This window comes from Mycobacterium sp. NGS61, assembly GCF_059812325.1.
Genome location: NZ_JCALCL010000004.1, coordinates 20,230 through 38,563, shown reverse-complemented (window position 1 = coordinate 38,563; position 18,334 = coordinate 20,230). Strand labels below are relative to the sequence as shown.

The following is an 18,334-nucleotide window of genomic DNA, read 5'->3' as shown; positions in this document are numbered from 1 at the left end:
AGTCACAGCAGTGGGTCACTGCCGCAGGTGTGAACCGCCGCCGATGTACCAGACCTGGCCGGTGATCCATTCCGCTTCGTCGGACAACAGGAAGCTGACCACGCCGGCGAGGTCGTCGGGTCTGCCCAGGCGGGTGGTCTTGCCGAAGGTCAGGAAGGCCTGCTGAAGTTGCTGGTCGTTCTGCCGCTCCTGGGTCTCGCCCATCACGAGGCCGGGCATGACCCCGTTGCTCCTGATGTTGTGCCGGCCCCAGTTGACCGCTACGTGGCGGGTGAGGTGATTCACCGCGGCCTTGGACGCGCCGTAGGCGACGTGCATCGGGTCGCTGCCCAATGCCGCACCCGAGGATGTGTTGACGATGCTGCCGCCGCCGGCTTCGAGCAGATGCGGTAGAACCGCTCGGATCGTGCGGACGTAGCCCAGCAGGTTGACCTCCAATGTCCGGTGCCACACGTCGAGGTCGGTGTCCAGGATCGTGGTGTCGCGTCCCAGGTTGTCCTCGGACAGGTCGGCGCCGACATTGTGCAGACCGTGCACCGCGCCGAATTCCGCGAGGGTCCGCTCGACGAAGTGGCGGGCCGACCTCTCATCGGCGAGGTCGAATTCGACGACGATGGCCGCGCCGCCCGCCTCGGTGATCTGTTCGGCGGTGGCTGTGGCCGCGTCGACGTTGATATCGCCGATCGCAACCCGCGCGCCTTCGTCGGCCAACCGTTTGGCGGTGGCCGCCCCTATCCCGGTAGCACCGCCGGCGATGCAGAAAGTCTTGCCCCGTAGTCCGCGCATCAGCAGTAACCAACCCCGATGTCGACCGAAAGTTGGCTTCCCGTCACGAATTTGGATTGATCGGAGGCCAGCCAGGCGACCGCGTCGGAGATGTCTTCTGGTTGCGCGATGCCGTCGGGCAACAACGGTTTGTGCATGCCGCGCAGGTGTGGGTAGGTGTCGGCCGCCGATTGCAGCGCCTCCCGCATCCGGCCGGTGCCCATCGGCGTGGCGACCGCTCCCGGGTTCAGACTGTTGACGCGGATGTTGTACCGGCCCAGCTCGGCGGCGAATCCGCGCGCCATGCCGACGACGGCGTGCTTGCTGGCCGTGTAGTGGATCATGAACGACTGCATCTTTATCCCCGCGGCGGAACCGATCAGGATGATCGATCCGCCACGGCCGGCGTCGATGAGGTGCTGGGCCCCGGCCATCACGGTGTTCCAGGTGCCGATCACGTTGGTGTCGATGGTGTCGCGGAATGCCTGCGCGCTGATCTGATCCCAGGGCGCGGGGCTGCAGATCCCGGCGTTGGCGACGATGATCTCCAATCGGCCGAGTTCGCGCACGGCGGAGTCGACCGCTCCGCGCAGCGCGTCCAGATCGCGTACGTCCACCTCGGCAGTGATGACCTTCCGGCCGTTGTCCTGTACCAGCCGTGCGGTCTCGGCGAGGTCGGCCGGCGTCGGCGAGTCGTACGGCACGCTGGCCGGCAAGGGTCCGGCCAGATCCACCGCAATGACGTCGGCGCCGTCGGCGCTGAGCCGTACCGCATGTGCACGGCCCTGCCCCCGTGCCGCGCCGGTGATCAACGCCACGCGTCCCGAAAGTGGTCGAGCCATGGGGTCGCTCATCCCATCCACTGCCCGCCGGCGACATCGATGGTCTGCCCGCACATGTAGTCGGCGGCCTCGGACGCCAGGAACGCGACGACGTTGGCGGCTTCCTCGGGCAATGAAGCCCGGCCGAGCTGGACCTGGTGGGTGATCGCCTCGCGAATCGCGTCGCGGCCGGCGCGCTGCCGGTCATCCTGCGGGTCCAGCAGATACTGGCGCATCTCCGCCTTGATCATGATTCCCGGCGCCACGCCCAACACGTTGACTCCCCGCGGAGCCACCTCGTGGGCCAGGTTGCGGGTGAACCCGATGACGCCCGCCTTGCAGGAGTTGTAGACCACCAGACCGCGCTGCTGGATGCGGCCGCCCACGGCTCCGATGTTGATGATCTTGCCCGACTGTTGCGGCAGCAGGTGCTGCAGCGCGGCGTGCGCGCCGTACATCATCATGGTCAAGCTGCCCAGCACGGTGTAGTCGATCTCCTGCTGGGTCTGCTTCTCAAAGGGACCGGCAGCCACCATCACCGGGTTATTCACCATGATGTCCAGCCCACCGAGCTCGCCGTAGGCCTGATCGACAGCCTGGTGCACCTGGTCCCACTGCGACATGTCGGCCTTGACCGGGACGGCGCGGACACCCCAGCGCTGTTCGACCTCCTGCGCGCGCCGCTGGACCTTCTCGAAGGTGCGACCGATCAGTGCCACATCTGCGCCGAGACCGCCGAGGCGGTGGGCAATGGCCTGGCCCAGCCCGTCACCACCAGCGCCGGTGACGAACGCCTTCTTGCCGGACAGGTCCATCAGGTCGGTAACCCGTTTACCGACGACGTGCTCCGGCAGTTGGTCCAATCCGAGTAGCTGCACCCAATCGGTCTCGACGTCCTGCGGCATTCAGACCCCACGTTCCACTCGACCAGACAGCTGCACCGGGCCGGCAACACCGGGCGGCTCACGCCGACGATATGACCGAAATGCGCAGCTCAGGTAATACCGATTCAGAAAACCAGTCATGCTCGATTTGTATGGCTGGTAGATGTGGAGGTGATGGACACTCATCGGCTCAAGTACTTCCTGCGGATAGCCGAAGAAGGTTCGATCACACGTGCCGCCACCGCCCTGGGCATCGCGCAGCCGGCCCTGAGTCGCCAGGTCCGGCTGCTCGAAGAAGATCTCGGCATCACGCTGTTCCAGCGGACGCGGCGAGGTGTGGTGCTGACCGAGGAGGGCGAGCGGCTGCGGGCGTCGACCGCCGCGCCGCTGCGTCAGTTGGAACTCGCCGTGCAGTACGCCGGGTCCCCGCTGGCGCGGATCGAGCGTGGCCTGCTGCTCGGCGTGGTGCCTACCGCCGCCGGCGTGCTGGCGGCTCCGCTGTCGGGCGGTCTTGCCGCGGCGTTTCCCAACGTCCACATCCACCTGGCGGTCGCCGACACCGACGATCTGGTGCAGCGGATGCTCCATGGCGCGATCGACCTCGCGGTGATCAATCCGGTGCCCGACGACCGGCTGTTCTTCCGTCCACTGCTGGTCGAAGAGCTGGTGCTGGTGGGCGGTCCCGCATCCGGGTTGGCACCGGACGTCCCGGTCCGGTTCACCGAACTGGCCACTATGCCGCTGGTGTTGCCCGGTGCGCCCACCGGGATCCGCAACACCTTGGAGAACACCGCGTTGCGTCTCAAAGTCACTGTGACAGCCCGCTTTTCGACGGACTCGCCCGACGTGGCGAAGTCATTGGTCGGGGCGGGGCTGGCGCATGCGGTGTTGCCGCTGTCGGCCTGCGACGCGGAGGTGAGGGCCGGCCTGCTGCGGTATGCACCGATCTGCGAACCGGAGATCAGTCATCAGCTCGGTGTCGCGGCCACTGCTGCGCTCGAGGTGCCCCGCGAGTTCGCCGCGAAGGTCGGGGTGCTACTGCGCGACGAGGTCACGCGACTGGTCAAATCCGGCCGCTGGCCGGCGCGCGTCGTGCCGTCCGCGGCCTGGGATCCGAATTTCGCAGAGCCGCAACAATTGAGAGAAAGGGAGACACGATGACCATCAACGTCGTCGATGCCGGACCACGGCGGGTCAGTCGATCGGTGGAGGTTGCCGCCCCGGCGACCGAACTGTTCGAGATGGCAGCCGATCCCCGGCGTCACAGTGAACTCGACGGATCCGGCACGGTTCGCGACAACATCAAGACGCCGGCCAATCTTGTTGAGGGATCTAAGTTTTCGACCCATATGAAGATGCTGGGCGTGCCATACCGCATCACCAGCACGGTGACCGTGCTGGAACCGGACAAGGTGGTCGAATGGCGTCATCCGCTGGGGCACCGGTGGCGTTGGGAGTTCGAGGCACTCTCCCCGACGCTGACCCGGGTCACCGAGACTTTCGACTACCACAGCGCCGGAACGCTGAAGAACAAGCTGAAGTACTACGAGCGGATGGGCTTCGCGAAATCTAACGCGACCGGTATCGAGGCAACGCTCACCAAGCTGCGCGACCGCTACGCCTGATCGCCGCAGCACCGAGTGTGCGTCTCACGACACCTGCCCGGGGCGACGCGCCATGGTGTGAGATGGGCGGCCGGTCCCTGGTCGCAGCGACTATTCCCCGAACCCGGCCGGAGGCGGCGCCGGCGCCGGACCCGGCGCGCCGACCCGACTGGCCGCGAACGCGGCACCCTGATCGATCGCCGCCGCATCGTCGGCGTAGGAGTTGTGGGCGGCGAAGTTGACGCCTTCGGAGCAAACCGGGTCGTCGATGGCGCAGATCTTCAGCGTCTTGGCCTGGTACAGCGGTCCGATCGCCACCTGCGGCTGACCGAGGAACTCCATGGCCCGCGCATTCGGCGTCCCGAACAACACCACCGCGGCGACGTGATCAGCCACCCCGGGGTCCAGCGGTTTGGGCACCGTGGCGGGGTCGACCCCGTCGGGCACCCGGGCCGACGTGACGAAGCCCATCACGGCCGCGCCCTGGGAGAAGCCGGAGAGCACCATCTTGGTCTTCGGGCACGCACCTGCCATCGAGTTGACGTGCGCACCGGCATCCCGGACGCCATCGATCCCGGTGGCCCATTCGTCGCTGGCGGGGTAGTTGACCGAGTACACGTCCATCGACTGCGCACCGATCCGGGGCCGCAGAGAATCCACGAACGCCTGACCCGTGGCGCCCAAACCGTCTTCCCCGGTACCCCTGGCGTACACCACCTGCACATCCGGGCACGGCGGCGCCGCCGACGCGGACGGTATGACGGGCATGAATATTGCCGAACTCACCCCTGCGGCTACGGCAGCCGCGGACCCCAGAACACGCGAAATCATGGGCATTATTTTTCCCTCCTCACCGCATCCCAAACCAATGCAAGCGTAACGACGACGAGAAATTTTAGCGGCTCGACCGGTACCTAGCGAGCCGGTGGGGTGTGCCTGCACCTGCGGTAATGCTGTGTCGCGTAGCCGGCAGACTCTGGTCACCGTTCGGTCGGGATGCCAAAGAGAGTGCCTTTGAGCAATTGTTTGATCGACTCCAGGGTGGCGTCGTATGCCTGCGGCGACAGCCGCGCGGCCTGCTCGGACAGGCCTCGGGTGAGCGCGCACACGGCTTCGGTCGCGGCGGTCGTGCTGGTGCTCGGAGACAGCGTGCCGCGGCTTCGGGCGTCGTCGATGATCTCGGTGACGACGTCGCGCAGTGCCCTGGATCCCGGGTACTGCGGGCCTTCGGGACGCGACTGCGTGGTGCCCTGCGCACGGGTGGCCTGCAGAAATCCGGCCAAGGCGGGGTAGTCGCGCATCAGAGCCTTGGACTCGTCCAGTACCGCCTCGAGTCGGTCGACGATCTCGTCGGACCGGGCAGCGGCGTCGCGCAGCCGCGGCAGGACGATCTGCTCGATCTCTTCCCCGGTCGCTCGGATCAGTTCGGCCTTATTGGGGAAGTAGTGATAGAGGCTGCCGCTGGTCATGTTGGCGGCGCGGGCGATCTCGCGAATGGATGCCTGGGAGTAGCCGGTCGTGGCCACACACTTCATCGTCGCGTGGATGATTCGCCGACGGGTCTGCTCGCCGCTGGCGCCGACCGGCCGACCGAGTGGGGAAGAGCCGCCGGTCACGCCAGGTACCGCCGCGGACACCGGAAATAATTGATCGGTCGAATATATTCGACCGATGTGCCGCGTTCGGTGCAGCACCTGCGAGTGGCCGATCGGGCCGGTGAGGACACGAGACGCATGGCCCGCACGCAGCTGGGGCGTCCGGCCGGCGCCAGCGGCGAACAGACTCGGCAGCGGGTCATCCTGGCAACGATGAAGTGTGTGGCCGAGGTGGGATACTCCCGGGCGACGATCCGCCAGATCGCACAGTTGGCGCACGTGACAAGTGCCAGCCTGTACAACTATTTTCCGAACAAATCGGACTTGATCAGGGCGACCATCGCGACCCGGTCCGAAACCGCGATGCCACGGTTACGCCGCGCCGCCGCAGCCGCGGGCACCGTCGTCGACCGCATTACAGCAGTGCTCGAGGAGTGTGGAGAGCTACTGCGGGACTACCCCGACCTGGCTGCTTTCGAGTGGGCGATTCGGGCCGAGAACATCGGCAGCGATGGCGCCTCCGGTGACACGCGCCCGGGGTTCGAGTCGGTCCGCGAAATTCTCGCCGACATCGTCGGCGATGCACACCAGAACGGAGAGCTCGGGCCGGACCCCGATCCGCAGGCCGTGCTGGAGGCTGTCTACGCGCTGATCTACGGGTTGACCGAACTGGCAGCCACCCTGGCGCCGGCGGATTTCCACGATGCGCTCGGCGCGTCCAAGGTCCTGGTCGCCGGGGCACTCTTCGGCAGCAGCAGCTCTGATGCGATCAACTGATTGATTGCAGCGTCGGGCGAATCCTGGAGCGGGGCCGAACCTATTGCCCGAGATTCACGCCGCCTGAAGTGATCGACTGATCAATTGGTTTCCTGTTTCCGGCCCCTGAACGACGCGTTCCATTTACGATCAATCGATTGATTATATGAGCGGTGGACGGAGGCGGCCATGTCGTACGTGGTAACGGCACCGGAGTTGTTGTCGGCGGCAGCAACTCAACTAGGGCGCGTCGGGTTGGCCCTCGCAGTGGCGAACGCCGCCGCGGCGCTACCAACTGCCGGGATACCGGCCGCGGCCAACGATGAGGTGTCGACCACGGTGGCCGCCCTGTTCGCCGAGCATGGTCGCGAGTATCAACTCCTGAGCGCGCAGGTCGGAGCGTTCCATACCCGGTTCGTCGAGTTGCTGGGTTCGGGGGCGGGCGCGTACGCAACGGCCGAGACAAACAACGCGGCCGCACTGGCATTGGACCTGGTCAACGTACCCACCCGAACTCTGCTGGGTCGCCCGTTGGTCGGCACCGGCACGGATGGCCTGCCCGGCACTGGACAGGACGGCGGCGCGGGCGGACTGCTGTACGGCGACGGCGGCGACGGTGGCTCGGGCGCCGCCGGTCACGCGGGCGGCCGCGGTGGCAGCGCCGGATTGATCGGACGCGGTGGCGCCGGTGGTCAGGGTGGCGCGGCTGTCGATGCCATGGCTGCGGCTCCTGCCGGTGGTCGCGGCGGTGACGGCGGTTGGCTTTCCGGTGACGGTGGCGTCGGTGGCCGCGGCGGCACCGGCCAGATTCCGGGCGCGGGTGGCGCTGGCGGGTCCGGTGGGTTGCTGGGTGCTGACGGTGCCGCCGGGGCGTCGGGAGCCACAGCGACGAACCCTGGATCCCCGACCGATCCCGGCACCCCGAGCGAACCACCGCGGCCGAATGCCGTGGCGGCGGCCCGCGACGGTGACCTGGTTTCGTCGAACGGCGGAACCGTCACCGACGCCAATCTGACCGAGATCTCCGGCATCGATGCGGGCATCAACAACCCGGACGTCTACTGGGTGCACAACGATTCCGGGGACACCGCGCGCATCTTCGCGATCGACGCCAAGACCGGCCAGACGCTGGCCACCTACCAACTCAGTGGAGCAACCGCCAACGACTGGGAGGACATCGAGGTGGCCAAGGGGCCGGACGGCAAGTCCTACATCTATGTCGGCGACATCGGCGATAACGGTCAATCACGAAGCAGCGTAACCATTTACCGTGTCGAGGAGCCGATCGTCACCGGCACCGCGAACAACCCGACGAACACGACGCTGACCGGCGTCCAGCAGCAGAAACTGGTTTACCCGAACGGGCTGAAGCTCAATTCCGAAGCGCTGGCGGTCGATCCGGTCCACCACAACATGTTGCTCATCGAGAAGACTGACGGAGACGTCTCCCGGGTGTATTCGACACCGGACAGCGGGTGGAGCACCGCTGGCGCCAACCCGGCCACCAGGACACTGACACACGTTGCCACACTGAACCTTTCGGCGGCTGACGAACAACTCGTCACCAGCGCTGACTTCTCGCCGGACGGGTCGCAGTTGGCGGTGCGCACCTACGACGACGTGCTGTTATGGGACCGCAGCACCGGCAGCAGCTCCTGGTCACCGTTCAGCGAGCAACCGGTGGAGGGGCCGGTCGCGGCCGAACGGCAGGGTGAGGCGATCGCATTCCACCCCGATGGACGGGGATACGTGACCATCAGCGAGTATGCCGGTCAAACTCTGCACGAATACCACGAACGGTAGTCAGGTTCGCTGGGCTGTCAGCGGTTCCCGGCCTTGAGGGCAGCGACTACCCCGCCGTCGACCAGCAGGTCGGCGCCGGTGATGAAAGATGCCTGGGGGCCGAGCAGAAATGCGGCCGCGGCCGCGATGTCGTCGGGAGTGCCGATGCGGCCGGTGCCCGACATCGCGGTCATCGCCCGCATACCGTCACCGACCGCGGATGCCAACTCTTCCTGACCCATGGGAGTGGAGATGATGCCCGGGCTGATCGAGTTGATCCGCGCACCGCGTTCGCCCCATTGTGCGCTGGCAGCTCGGACCCGAATGAGGTTGGCCTGCTTGGCGATCGGATAGGCAAACGTGGATTCGGTGACGCTGCTGATGAATTCGAGGTCCAGCAACTCCGCGGGCGGATTGTGCGCCAACGCCTTTTCCTGGTCTGCGGTCAACGGCGGGAAGAGGTGGCCGGCCATGCTGGCGATCACCACGCCGGCCCCGCCCGGCGCGATCACTTCGCCGAATTCCTGCAGCACCAGGGCGACACCGAGCAGATCGACGGCCATCACCGCCTGTGCCGAAGCCTGTGCCGGGGACAGGCCGGCGGTGTGCGCCAACTGGGTAACGGTGCCGAGGGAGGCGGCGAAGTCGGCGAGTGCGTGCACTGACTCCGCGGCCGACACGTCGACGCGTTGGCTCTGCACCTCGTACCCATCCGCGACCAGCGCGTCGGTCACCGAGCTCAGGGTGGCGTCGTTGTTATCGGCCAGCAGTACCGTCTTGCCCGGACCGAGCCGCCGGGCGATGGCCTGACCCATGCCGCCCACGCCGACCACGACCAGCACTTCCCGGTACTGACTCATTGCATCTCCTCTGCGCACGTCCTGACTAAAACGTCCCCAGGCGAAGAATAGGGTGGTCGAGCGGTTAGGTTGGCTGCGTGTCGGCGGAACGACCGTGGAACATCAACATCCACTACGACTCTTTGGTCGATGCGACCGTCCCGCCCACCGCGCGCGAGGTGCTCGACGTCGGGTGCGGTGACGGCTTTCTGGCCGCCCGCCTGGCCGCTCGAATACCCGAGGTCACCGCGATCGACATCGACGCTCCCGTACTGGGGCGTGCCCGGGCTCGCTTTGCCGGTACTTCGGTCCGCTGGACACATGCAGACGTCATGACGGCCGATCTGCCCGGGTTCGACGCCGTGGTGTCCAACGCCGCCCTGCACCACATCGACGACACCCGAGCCGCGCTGGCAAGATTGGCGAGCCTGGTGCGACCCGGCGGAACGCTGGCCGTGGTCAGCTTCGTCAAACCTGCCCTGCGAGAAAGTTTGTGGCACCTGACCAGCTGGGTGGCCTGCGCGGTCGTCAACCAGGTCAAGGGAAAATGGGAGCACACCGCGCCGATCAAATGGCCTCCGCCGGATACGTTTTCGCAGCTGCGCACGCACGTTCGCGCGGTGCTCCCCGGAGCCCGCGTCCGCCGGCTGCTCTACGGACGGGTGCTGATCAGCTGGCAGGCTAGTGCGGAGGTGTGCCCATCGCCGCAGCGCTGGCCTGCGCCATCAGGTTGACCGCCTGGTTGCGCGTCAGCGATCCGAGCATCTGCATCGCCGCGCGCATGTCTGCACCGACGATCCAGGTCGGACCGTTCGTCAGGTTGTCGAACGCTTCGCTGATCACCTCGTCGACAGGGGCCGCGCCGGGTGGCATGTCGTCGGCCGATGTGATCTGACCGCGGCGGTATTCGAGTTCGCGCAGTGCGGGGGTGTCGGTCTTACCCAGGATGAGACCCAGGACGTCGATGCCTTTGCCGTGCAGTTCAGCCCATAACGCCTCGGCGAAGACCATGTCGAATGCCTTGGAGGCGCCGTAGGCGACCATGTTGGGTGCGCCGGCGAATCCGGCGCCCGATCCGAAGAGGACGATGCCGCCGCGCCCCCGCTCGACCATCGCCGGAGCGAAGTGGTGGCACAGCTGCATCGGCACCATGCAGTTGCGGCGCACCATCGACTCCGCGGCCTCGACCGAGTTGGCCAGGAACGGCTCGAAATTCGGGTCGGCGCCCGCGCAGTACACCAGGAAGCCGATCTCCAGATCACTGGTGGCTTCGGCGATGATGGTCGCCGCGTGCGGTTGCGCGAGATCGACTGCCAGAGTCCGCGTTTGCGCGTGAGTCGCCGAATTAATCTGTGCGGCAACCTGATCCAGCACGTCCCGGCGCCGCGCCAGCAGCACGACGTTGACCCCGCGTTGTGCCAGGCCCATGGCGAACGCGGCACCCACGCCGTCGGATGCGCCCGCGACCAATGCCCACGGGCCGTACTTCGCGGCGAAGTTCATCGGCACTCCTAGCTCACCGCGGTGATGCGCACCGACGTGAATTGGCGCTTCGATATGCGCCAGCCTTCGTTCGTGCGGACGAGCACATCGTCGTAGAAGCCGACCGCGTTGACACCACCCTGGTTGTCGGCCGCCATGATCAGGCCGTCGATGTAGGTGCGGGCCTCGGCGCGGTCACCCTCGACGGTGATCGCGATGTTGCTCAGCCGGTGCAACGTGTATCCGGCCATCGCGTGCGCCAGTTCCATGAACTCCGCGACCGCGGAAGCGCTCGTCCAGGTGCCGATCTCGCCGTAGTCCACGTCGCACTCGGCGGCGAAAACCGTGCCGAGTAGCTGCCATTGGCGCCGGTCGATGGCCGTGGCATAACGCACCAACAGCTCCGAAATATCCTGGCGGTCTTCGCGTTCAGTCATTTGACGGCTCCGTTGGGATGAACCACGATCCGGGGCGGACCATCGGATCGGCGGGCGAGGTCGAGCGCGTCGGGCACTTCGTCGAGGGTGATGACCTTGCCCACGCTGGGTAATGGGTCGAGTCGTCCCGAGACGATCGCCTCGAGCGTGCCGTACCAGTCCTGCGGATGTGGGCCGCCACCGAATTGAATGGTGACGCCTTGCCGGGTGGCAGTGGTGATGTCCAGGGTGTCGCCGGTGTACCAGCCGCCGGCGCAATAGATCCGGGTGCCGAATTCGGCGTCTTCGACGAGCCGCTGGATCAGGCCGGGGGCGCCGACACACTCGAAAATGACTGCCGGCCCGGGCAATCCGCGCTGACTGCGAATCTCGCGGAATGCGTCGAACGCCGACTGCTCGGCGGGGTCGACCACAACGTGGGCACCGAATCCGTTCCGGGCCAGTTCGCGTCGTTCGGCCTTGAAGTCGGACACGACGATCGGCTCTAGGCCGCGACTCGCCAGGGCGGCAACGGCAGACAACCCGACCGCGCCGGCACCGACGACGATCGGGACTTCACCGGGCGCGACGGCCGCCGATCGCACATAGAATTCGCCGACGGCGAAGGCATCGGTGAGCGCGATTGCGTCACTGGAGATTTCACTGTCGACAGGTTTGGCAGCTGCCTCGGAGACCACCAGCAGTTCACCGAAGCTGCCCTGCGCTTCAGGATGCTGGCCGATGATGCGCATGCCTCCGGCACCGCCGTCCACCAGGCGGACCGGCATGGCCGTTACGCGGGTGCCGAGCGCACACTGATCCGAACAGTCGGGTCCGAGCTCGATTACTTCGCCGACGAACTCGTGACCGAGCACCACGTCCCGGTCGGCGTCGTAAAGCGATCGGCCGGTGGGGTCGTTGACGCCCAATTCCGGGTGATCCATGAAGTGCACGTCGGAGGCGCAGATCGCGGTACTGAGCGTCCGCAACAACAGCTCCCCGCGGCCGGGCCGGGGGTCGGCGGTATCGCGCACTTCCAACTTGCCGCCACGCAATACCACTGCCCGCATCGCCACAGACCCTCTTCCTGAATTTTCGAACATTCGAGATACAGCCCCGAATGTTCAAGGACTCACTCTATGGAACGGGGGTTCTTGCCGTCGAGTGGTTCGATGCCGAGGAGCCGGTGGTGTCGCAAGGACGTAAAGCCGCGGCACGGATCCGCTTGCGTTGTCTGCTACCCACATTGAATGATCTGCGCATGCCGGCGTCGGACCGGTCGCACACCGGCCCCGAAGGAGCGCGCGTGACCAAAGCCAGGAACCGTGCCCTGAACCGGTGGGAGTTGATCACCTGCGCGTTCGCCGGCCACGCCACCTACGCCCCCGACGACGAGGCGCTGGCCGACCGGCTGCATGCCAAGACCAACCTTGGCGACGTGTGGCGCTGCCTACGCTGTGGTGATTTCGCGCTCGGCGAGCCGCACGGTCGCGGGCGCCCGGAGGACGCGCCGTTGATCATGCGCGGCAAGGCCCTGCGTCAAGCCATCATCATCCGTGCACTGGCCGTCGAAAGACTCGGGCGCGCTGTGATTCTGGGTCTGGCTGCGTGGGCGGTCTGGACGTTTCGCGGATCGCGCGGAGCCATTCAGGCCACCCTCGATCGCGACTTGCCGATCTTTCGCGCCGCCGGCTTCAAGGTCGATCAGATGTCGGCCATCCACGAGCTGGAAAAGGCCTTGGCGGCAAAGCCTTCCACGCTGGCGCTGATAACCTGCCTGCTCGCCGCATACGCCGTGCTGCAGATCGTGGAAGGCATCGGCCTCTGGTTGCTCAAACGTTGGGGCGAGTACTTCGCGGTGGTGGCTACGTCTGTCTTTCTGCCGCTGGAGATTCACGACCTGCTCAAGGGAGTGACCACCACCAGGGTGGCCACCCTGACCATCAACATTGCCGCCGTCCTGTACCTGGTGATCTCCAAGCGCTTGTTCGGGGCGCGGGGCGGGCGCCGCGCCTACGACGAGGAATTGCACGGCGAGCAGTTGTTGGACCTCGAACGTGCTGCGATGACCGCTTCCTGAATACCGCCGAGTGACCAAGACGACACTGACTTGACTCGAGTTTAGTCAGCGGTGAGGATGGTCGCTGTGACCGAGACAACCTGCGATACCCGACGAGCCGGGCGAACCCGGACCATCGAATGGGCCGATCCGCTGGAGCCGGCCAACGCGGCGCGCAACCGCAGCGGGCTGGACTTCCTCAAGGCCATGGTCGACGGCGAAGTGGCGCCGCCGCCGGTGATGACGACGATCGGTGCGCGACTGGAGGCTGTCTCGGAAGGGACCGCCGTCTTCACCATGACGCCGGCCGAATTCCACTACAACCCGATCGGTTCCGTCCACGGTGGCATGTATTGCACGCTGCTGGACTCGGCCGCCGCCTGTGCGGTCCACAGCATGCTGCCGGCCGGCGTCGCCTACACCAGCCTCGATCTGTCGGTGCGCTTCATCGGCGCCATCAGCGTCGACACCGGACCGGTGCGCGCCACCGGAACCGTCAAACACCTCGGCCGCCGTACCGCGCTCGCCGAAGCGGTGCTGACCAGCGGCACCGGCAAGCTGTTGGCCACGGCGACCAGCAACTGTCTGATCATCCATCCGTAATCGATTGCAGCACAACAGGACAGACATGAACTTAGCGGGCCAGCTAGCTGATCGGGACCGTTGGGCGGCGGCGGACTGGTGCCCGATGGAACACGCGCTGCAGCTGATCGGCACCCGTTCAGCGATGGTGTTGCTACGGGAGGCGTTCTTCGGTGAACGGCGCTTCGACGATCTGGCGCGCCGCGCCGGGGTGACCGAACAGATCGCGGCCAAACGGCTGCGCCAACTCGTCGACGCGGGCCTGCTGGAAAAGCGGCCCTATCAACGGCCGGGCCAGCGCACCCGTTACGAATACGTGCTTACCGAGCGTGGCCGCGCCCTGTTCCCGGTGCTCGTCAGCCTGATCGAATTCGGCAGACTGCTGCAGGGCGAGGCCGGTGCGATGGAGCTCGTCCACGACGGCTGCGGTGCGGCCGTGGCACCGCACGTCCGGTGTACAGCGGGTCACGACGTTTCGTTGGCTGACACGACAGTGCGCATTGCGAAGCGCGGAAGCCGCATGGTGTGACGTCGCGGCCTGCCCCACGCAGTTGTGCCGGATCCCACACAGCCGGTTCTCTCGTTGTTCACCTGAGGGCGGCCATGATGTAAAGGGGACAGACTGCAATTCAACAAGTGACTCATCCGCCGCACCGACCCGGCACTCGCCGAGGACAACACGAGTCGCACTGACGAGGGACCACTGCCGTGACAGCACTACACAACTGGATGAATCCGGGCCCCAGTGGCGCTGACATCGTCGCACCCATCAAGGCGCGGGCCTGCCACGCGTGGCACGCCGTGCGGCGCAGCCAACCGAGCCGGTCGGCCAGCGCTTTCCGCTTGATGGAGCGGGGCGCCGAGCGCTGCTGAGATACCGGGTACGGTCAGCAGATGGCCCTCCCACCAGCCGGTAAGGACCGCGCCGCGATCGTCACCGGTGCCTCGTCGGGTATCGGCGAGCAGCTCGCCCAGATCCTGTCGAAACGCGGCTATCAGGTGGTGTTGGTGGCGCGCAGCGCCGACCGCCTCGAAGAGATCGCCGCCCGATTGGGCGCATCGGCGCATCCACTGCCCGCCGACCTGTCCGATCGCACCGACCGGGCTAGCCTGCTGGACCGCGTCACTGCCCTCGGCCTGACCCCTGACATCCTGATCAACAACGCCGGGCTGTCCACCACGGGCGTCGTCGCGAAATCCGACCCCGAGCAGGAACTCAACCTGGTCGAGGTCGACGTCGCCGCTGTCGTCGACCTGTGCAGCCGGTTCCTGCGGGGCATGGTGGACCGCCATCGCGGCGCCATCCTCAACGTTGCCTCGGTGGCCGCGTTCGGGCCGCTGCCGGGGCAAGCAGCCTACGGCGCGGCCAAGGCGTTCGTGCTGTCCTACTCCCACAGCCTGCGGGGTGAATTGACGGGCACCGGCGTCTCGGTGACGGCGCTGTGCCCCGGCCCGGTGGACACCGGCTTCGGCGAAGCGGCCGGATTCTCCAAGGAAGAGGCCGACGCGGCGTTACCTCGGGTGATGTGGGTCCCGGCCGATAAGGTGGCGCAGGCCGGAATCGACGGGCTGGCCGCCGGCAAGGCCGTCGTCGTACCGGGTCTGGTCAACCGGATCTCGTCCGGACTGTTCCGGATCGCACCACCGGAGTGGATGCTGCCGCTGCTCACCCGCAGTCATCCTGCGCTCAAGCGCTGAACTAGCCGGTGCGGTCGCTCTCGCTGGCGGCGCGCAGCAGATCGTCGCGCGCCCGGGCCACCCGGGAGCGGACGGTACCGACCGGACACCCGGCCACCTCGGCTGCTTCGTCGTAGGACAGCCCGAGGATCTGGGTCAGCACCAGGGCCTCGCGCCGTTTGGGGTCGAGTCCGTCGATCAATATCCGGATCTCCACCATGTTCTCGATCCGGTTGCCGCGCGGGCCCACCGCCTGGCCGGCGGCGAGCGCCGTGTCGAGATCGACCACGTGAGTGGTGCGCGGCCGGCTCGTGTTGTGCCGGATCTGATCGACCACGACGCGACGCGCGATCGACAGCAACCAGGTGCGGGCGGTGGAACGCCCGGCGAAGCGCGGCAGCGCGCCGATCGCCCGCAGGAACGTCTCCTGCGTCAGATCGTCGGCGCTGGCGGGATCGGTGAGATAAGCGACCATCCGCCACACGTCGCGCTGGGTGGCCTGGATGAACTGCGTGAGCGCGGCCTGGTCGCCTCGTCCGGCGCACTTGGCGAGCTGGGTGATCTGGTCGTCGTCGCCACCTGTCGCCACGGATGTTGAGAATAGGGCATAACTTCCACGACGAGGTGGGAACTAGCGGGCTGGTTGCTACGACTGATCTAGTCGGAACGGATTTTCACGAGATGAGGACCCACGATGACGGCGACGACCGCCCCCACTGAGGCGCACCCAGAGCTCGAGGTCGTCCGACTCGACATCACCGGGATGTCGTGCGTCGCCTGCGCTCACCGGGTGAAATCGACTCTGAACAAACTGCCCGGCGTGCGTGCCTCGGTCAACTTCGCGACCCGGGTCGCGACCGTCGAATCCGGTGAGAACGTCACGGCTGACCAGCTGTGCGAGGCGGTCCGCGCTGCGGGGTATGACGCCGAGGTGCGCCGCGGCGGTGACCTCGGCAGCGACCCCGACGCCGACCGTGCGCGATATCTGTTCATCCGGTTGGCGGTCGCCGCCGTGTGCTTTGTCCCGCTGGCGCACCTGTCGGTGTTGTTCGCGGTACTGCCCAGCTCCCGTTTCACCGGCTGGGAGTGGGTGCTGACCGGGCTGGCCCTGCCGGTGGTGCTGTGGGCGGCGTGGCCGTTCCACCGCATCGCGCTGCGCAACGCGATGCACGGCGGCGCGTCGATGGAGACGTTGATCTCCGTGGGCATCACGGCCGCCACCATCTGGTCGTTCTATACCGTCTTCAGCGTCCACCCGACCACCGAGCGGCGGGGTGTCTGGCAGGCACTGCTGGGCAGTGACGCGATCTACTTCGAAGTCGCCGCAGGCGTGACGGTGTTTGTATTGGCGGGCCGCTACTTCGAAGCCCGGGCGAAGTCGCGGGCCGGCGGCGCTCTGCGGGCGCTGGCCGCGCTCAGCGCCAAGGATGTAGCGGTGCTGCAGGCTGACGGGTCGGAATCGGTCATTCCCGCAGACGAGCTGCAAGAGCAGCAGCGCTTCGTTGTCCGCCCCGGTCAGACGATCGCCGCCGACGGACTCGTCGTCGAAGGGTCCGCCGCGGTGGACATCAGCGCGATGACCGGCGAGGCCAAACCGGTGCGGGCGCGTCCCGGATCGCAGGTCGTCGGCGGCACGACGGTGCTCGACGGAAGGCTGATCGTGGAGGCGGCAGCGGTGGGCGCCGACACCCAGTTCGCCGGCATGGTCCGGTTGGTCGAACAGGCGCAGGCGCAGAAGGCCGAGGCGCAACGACTCGCCGACCGGATCGCCTCGGTGTTCGTGCCGTGCGTGTTCGCGATCGCGGCCCTGACCGCCGCTGGTTGGCTGATCACTGGCGGACGGCTTGATCAGGCTTTCTCAGCCACCCTGGCCGTGCTGGTCATCGCCTGCCCGTGTGCGCTGGGCCTGGCCACCCCGACAGCGATGATGGTGGCGTCCGGTCGTGGCGCCCAACTCGGCATCTTCATCAAGGGCCACCAGTCGTTGGAGGCCAGCCGCGCTGTCGACACAGTCGTATTCGACAAGACCGGCACGTTGACGACGGGCCACTTGACGGTCGGCGCGGTGACCGTGGCGCCGGGCTGGGACGCCGACGAGGTACGCGAGCTGGCGGCGGCAGTGGAGGCAGCGTCCGAACACGCGGTCGGGCTGGCGATCGCGGCATCGGCAGCCCAACACCAACCGGTCAGCGACTTCCGTGCGGCGCCCGGTCGTGGCGTCAGCGGCAGTGTGGCCGGCCGCAAAGTGCGAGTCGGCAAACCGTCGTGGATCGGCGCCCCGGGACCGGAAACCGTCCTCACCGCGGCTCGGCGCAGCGCCGAATCACGGGGCGAGACAGCGGTTCTCGTCGAAGTCGACGGTGCGCCCTGCGGTGTCATCGCGGTGGGTGACACCGTCAAGGACTCGGCGGCCGGCGCGGTCGCCACCCTGCACGAGCGGGGCTATCGGACGGTGTTGTTGACCGGAGACAACCCGGCAGCAGCGGCCGCGGTGGCCGCTCGCGTCGGCCTGGACGAGGTGATCGCCGACATCCTGCCCGAAGGCAAGGTCGACGTGATCGAGCAGCTGCGCGAGCGCGGGCACGTGGTGGCCATGGTGGGCGACGGCATCAACGACGGACCGGCACTGGCGTGCGCCGATCTGGGTATGGCGATGGGACGTGGCACCGACGTCGCGATCGGTGCGGCTGACGTCATCTTGGTGCGCGACGACCTCGAAGTGGTGCCCTTGGCGCTGGATCTGGCTGCGGCGACGATGCGCACCATCAGAGTCAACATGATCTGGGCGTTCGGCTACAACATCGCCGCGATCCCGATCGCCGCGGCCGGGCTGCTCAACCCGCTGATCGCCGGGGGAGCGATGGCGTTCTCGTCGTTCTTCGTGGTGTCAAACAGCCTGCGGCTGCGCAACTTCGGCGTGGGCCGCCGACCGAAAGGCTAGGCCGCCCCGTCCGTCGGCCACAGGTGACCGCGCCGGCGGCCGCGAGATGCGTTGTCGGGCAACACAATCTCCGGCTCTGTTGCGATATCTGACGGCGCCGGCCGGGGAGTCTGGTGGCTTCGCCACACCAT

The 18,334-nt window shown here is 66.9% G+C and carries 19 protein-coding genes and 1 pseudogene; 10 read left to right on the top strand and 10 right to left on the bottom strand.

Translation table 11 applies throughout. From position 1 onward, the window contains the following. Positions 1 to 15: 15 nt before the first annotated feature. From AC5Y3Z_RS10235 to AC5Y3Z_RS10225, 3 genes are read right to left on the bottom strand one after another with little or no spacing between them, the layout of a single operon-like run. Positions 16 to 786 carry an SDR family NAD(P)-dependent oxidoreductase gene (locus tag AC5Y3Z_RS10235; protein ID WP_463827833.1) on the bottom strand — a complete coding sequence of 257 codons (771 nt, stop codon included), beginning with the start codon at positions 784 to 786 and terminating at the stop codon, positions 16 to 18. Beyond that, complete coding sequence (locus AC5Y3Z_RS10230; RefSeq protein ID WP_473138808.1) at positions 786 to 1,607, bottom strand: mycofactocin-coupled SDR family oxidoreductase; 822 nt, start codon at positions 1,605 to 1,607, stop codon at positions 786 to 788. The genes AC5Y3Z_RS10235 and AC5Y3Z_RS10230 overlap by 1 nt, the downstream gene beginning before the upstream one ends. Positions 1,608 to 1,615: 8 nt before the next feature. Further along, positions 1,616 to 2,491 carry an SDR family NAD(P)-dependent oxidoreductase gene (locus tag AC5Y3Z_RS10225; RefSeq protein WP_473138809.1) on the bottom strand — a complete coding sequence of 292 codons (876 nt, stop codon included), beginning with the start codon at positions 2,489 to 2,491 and terminating at the stop codon, positions 1,616 to 1,618. 153 nt (positions 2,492 to 2,644) lie between these two features. Between AC5Y3Z_RS10225 and AC5Y3Z_RS10220 the strand changes: the two genes are divergently transcribed. Both AC5Y3Z_RS10220 and AC5Y3Z_RS10215 read left to right on the top strand, forming a co-directional pair. Continuing rightward, the gene (locus AC5Y3Z_RS10220) at positions 2,645 to 3,631 is read left to right on the top strand and encodes a LysR family transcriptional regulator (protein ID WP_473138810.1); all 987 of its coding nucleotides are present in this window, start codon (positions 2,645 to 2,647) and stop codon (positions 3,629 to 3,631) included. Further along, on the top strand, positions 3,628 to 4,095 hold the full coding sequence (locus AC5Y3Z_RS10215) for an SRPBCC family protein (RefSeq protein WP_463827837.1): 468 nt from the start codon (positions 3,628 to 3,630) through the stop codon (positions 4,093 to 4,095). Before AC5Y3Z_RS10220 ends, AC5Y3Z_RS10215 begins: the two co-directional genes overlap by 4 nt. Before the next feature lie 90 nt (positions 4,096 to 4,185). On the opposite strand, the gene AC5Y3Z_RS10210 is transcribed toward AC5Y3Z_RS10215, so the two are convergent. Both AC5Y3Z_RS10210 and AC5Y3Z_RS10205 read right to left on the bottom strand, forming a co-directional pair. Next, positions 4,186 to 4,911 carry a cutinase family protein gene (locus AC5Y3Z_RS10210; RefSeq protein WP_463827838.1) on the bottom strand — a complete coding sequence of 242 codons (726 nt, stop codon included), beginning with the start codon at positions 4,909 to 4,911 and terminating at the stop codon, positions 4,186 to 4,188. A gap of 143 nt (positions 4,912 to 5,054) precedes the next feature. Then, the gene (locus AC5Y3Z_RS10205; protein ID WP_463827839.1) at positions 5,055 to 5,690 is read right to left on the bottom strand and encodes a TetR/AcrR family transcriptional regulator; all 636 of its coding nucleotides are present in this window, start codon (positions 5,688 to 5,690) and stop codon (positions 5,055 to 5,057) included. 117 nt (positions 5,691 to 5,807) lie between these two features. On the opposite strand from AC5Y3Z_RS10205, the gene AC5Y3Z_RS10200 reads away from it, so the two are divergent. Beyond that, positions 5,808 to 6,446 carry a TetR/AcrR family transcriptional regulator gene (locus AC5Y3Z_RS10200; RefSeq protein WP_473138811.1) on the top strand — a complete coding sequence of 213 codons (639 nt, stop codon included), beginning with the start codon at positions 5,808 to 5,810 and terminating at the stop codon, positions 6,444 to 6,446. 168 nt (positions 6,447 to 6,614) lie between these two features. Then, a complete protein-coding gene (locus tag AC5Y3Z_RS10195; protein ID WP_473138812.1) occupies positions 6,615 to 8,228 on the top strand; it encodes a PE domain-containing protein in 1,614 nt (537 codons plus the stop codon). A gap of 17 nt (positions 8,229 to 8,245) precedes the next feature. Here AC5Y3Z_RS10195 and AC5Y3Z_RS10190 read toward each other — a convergent pair whose 3' ends face one another. Beyond that, positions 8,246 to 9,067, bottom strand: a complete 822-nt coding sequence (locus AC5Y3Z_RS10190) for an SDR family oxidoreductase (RefSeq protein ID WP_473138813.1) — start codon at positions 9,065 to 9,067, stop codon at positions 8,246 to 8,248. Positions 9,068 to 9,144: 77 nt separating this feature from the next. On the opposite strand from AC5Y3Z_RS10190, the gene AC5Y3Z_RS10185 reads away from it, so the two are divergent. Further along, positions 9,145 to 9,780, top strand: a complete 636-nt coding sequence (locus AC5Y3Z_RS10185; protein ID WP_473138814.1) for a class I SAM-dependent methyltransferase — start codon at positions 9,145 to 9,147, stop codon at positions 9,778 to 9,780. Here AC5Y3Z_RS10185 and AC5Y3Z_RS10180 read toward each other — a convergent pair. Genes AC5Y3Z_RS10180 through AC5Y3Z_RS10170 form a run of 3 tightly spaced genes read right to left on the bottom strand, consistent with a single transcriptional unit; the run spans position 9,728 to position 12,005 of the window. Then, entirely contained in the window at positions 9,728 to 10,549 is an 822-nt protein-coding gene (locus tag AC5Y3Z_RS10180; protein WP_473138815.1) for an SDR family NAD(P)-dependent oxidoreductase, read from the bottom strand. The two genes, AC5Y3Z_RS10185 and AC5Y3Z_RS10180, sit on opposite strands and share 53 nt — an antisense overlap. An 8-nt stretch (positions 10,550 to 10,557) precedes the next feature. Beyond that, a complete protein-coding gene (locus tag AC5Y3Z_RS10175) occupies positions 10,558 to 10,965 on the bottom strand; it encodes a nuclear transport factor 2 family protein (RefSeq protein ID WP_473138816.1) in 408 nt (135 codons plus the stop codon). Next, positions 10,962 to 12,005, bottom strand: a complete 1,044-nt coding sequence (locus tag AC5Y3Z_RS10170) for a zinc-binding dehydrogenase (RefSeq protein WP_473138939.1) — start codon at positions 12,003 to 12,005, stop codon at positions 10,962 to 10,964. The genes AC5Y3Z_RS10175 and AC5Y3Z_RS10170 overlap by 4 nt, the downstream gene beginning before the upstream one ends. Positions 12,006 to 12,250: 245 nt before the next feature. On the opposite strand from AC5Y3Z_RS10170, the gene AC5Y3Z_RS10165 reads away from it, so the two are divergent. The 4 genes from AC5Y3Z_RS10165 to AC5Y3Z_RS10150 all read left to right on the top strand — a co-directional run bounded on the left by AC5Y3Z_RS10165 (position 12,251) and on the right by AC5Y3Z_RS10150 (position 15,283). Then, the gene (locus AC5Y3Z_RS10165; protein ID WP_463828015.1) at positions 12,251 to 13,024 is read left to right on the top strand and encodes a DUF2127 domain-containing protein; all 774 of its coding nucleotides are present in this window, start codon (positions 12,251 to 12,253) and stop codon (positions 13,022 to 13,024) included. 66 nt (positions 13,025 to 13,090) lie between these two features. Next, positions 13,091 to 13,606 carry a PaaI family thioesterase gene (locus AC5Y3Z_RS10160; protein ID WP_473138817.1) on the top strand — a complete coding sequence of 172 codons (516 nt, stop codon included), beginning with the start codon at positions 13,091 to 13,093 and terminating at the stop codon, positions 13,604 to 13,606. Between the two features lie 25 nt (positions 13,607 to 13,631). Next, positions 13,632 to 14,114, top strand: a complete 483-nt coding sequence (locus tag AC5Y3Z_RS10155; protein WP_473138818.1) for a winged helix-turn-helix transcriptional regulator — start codon at positions 13,632 to 13,634, stop codon at positions 14,112 to 14,114. A 365-nt stretch (positions 14,115 to 14,479) separates the two neighbouring features. Then, a complete protein-coding gene (locus AC5Y3Z_RS10150; RefSeq protein WP_473138819.1) occupies positions 14,480 to 15,283 on the top strand; it encodes an SDR family NAD(P)-dependent oxidoreductase in 804 nt (267 codons plus the stop codon). A gap of 1 nt (position 15,284) precedes the next feature. Here the strand turns inward: AC5Y3Z_RS10150 and sigC are convergent, their stop codons facing one another. Beyond that, positions 15,285 to 15,851, bottom strand: coding sequence for an RNA polymerase sigma factor SigC (sigC, locus tag AC5Y3Z_RS10145; RefSeq protein WP_473138820.1), 567 nt, complete (start codon positions 15,849 to 15,851; stop codon positions 15,285 to 15,287). Between the two features lie 105 nt (positions 15,852 to 15,956). Between sigC and AC5Y3Z_RS10140 the strand changes: the two are divergent. Beyond that, positions 15,957 to 18,295: pseudogene (locus AC5Y3Z_RS10140) on the top strand (heavy metal translocating P-type ATPase). Positions 18,296 to 18,334: the final 39 nt, after the last annotated feature.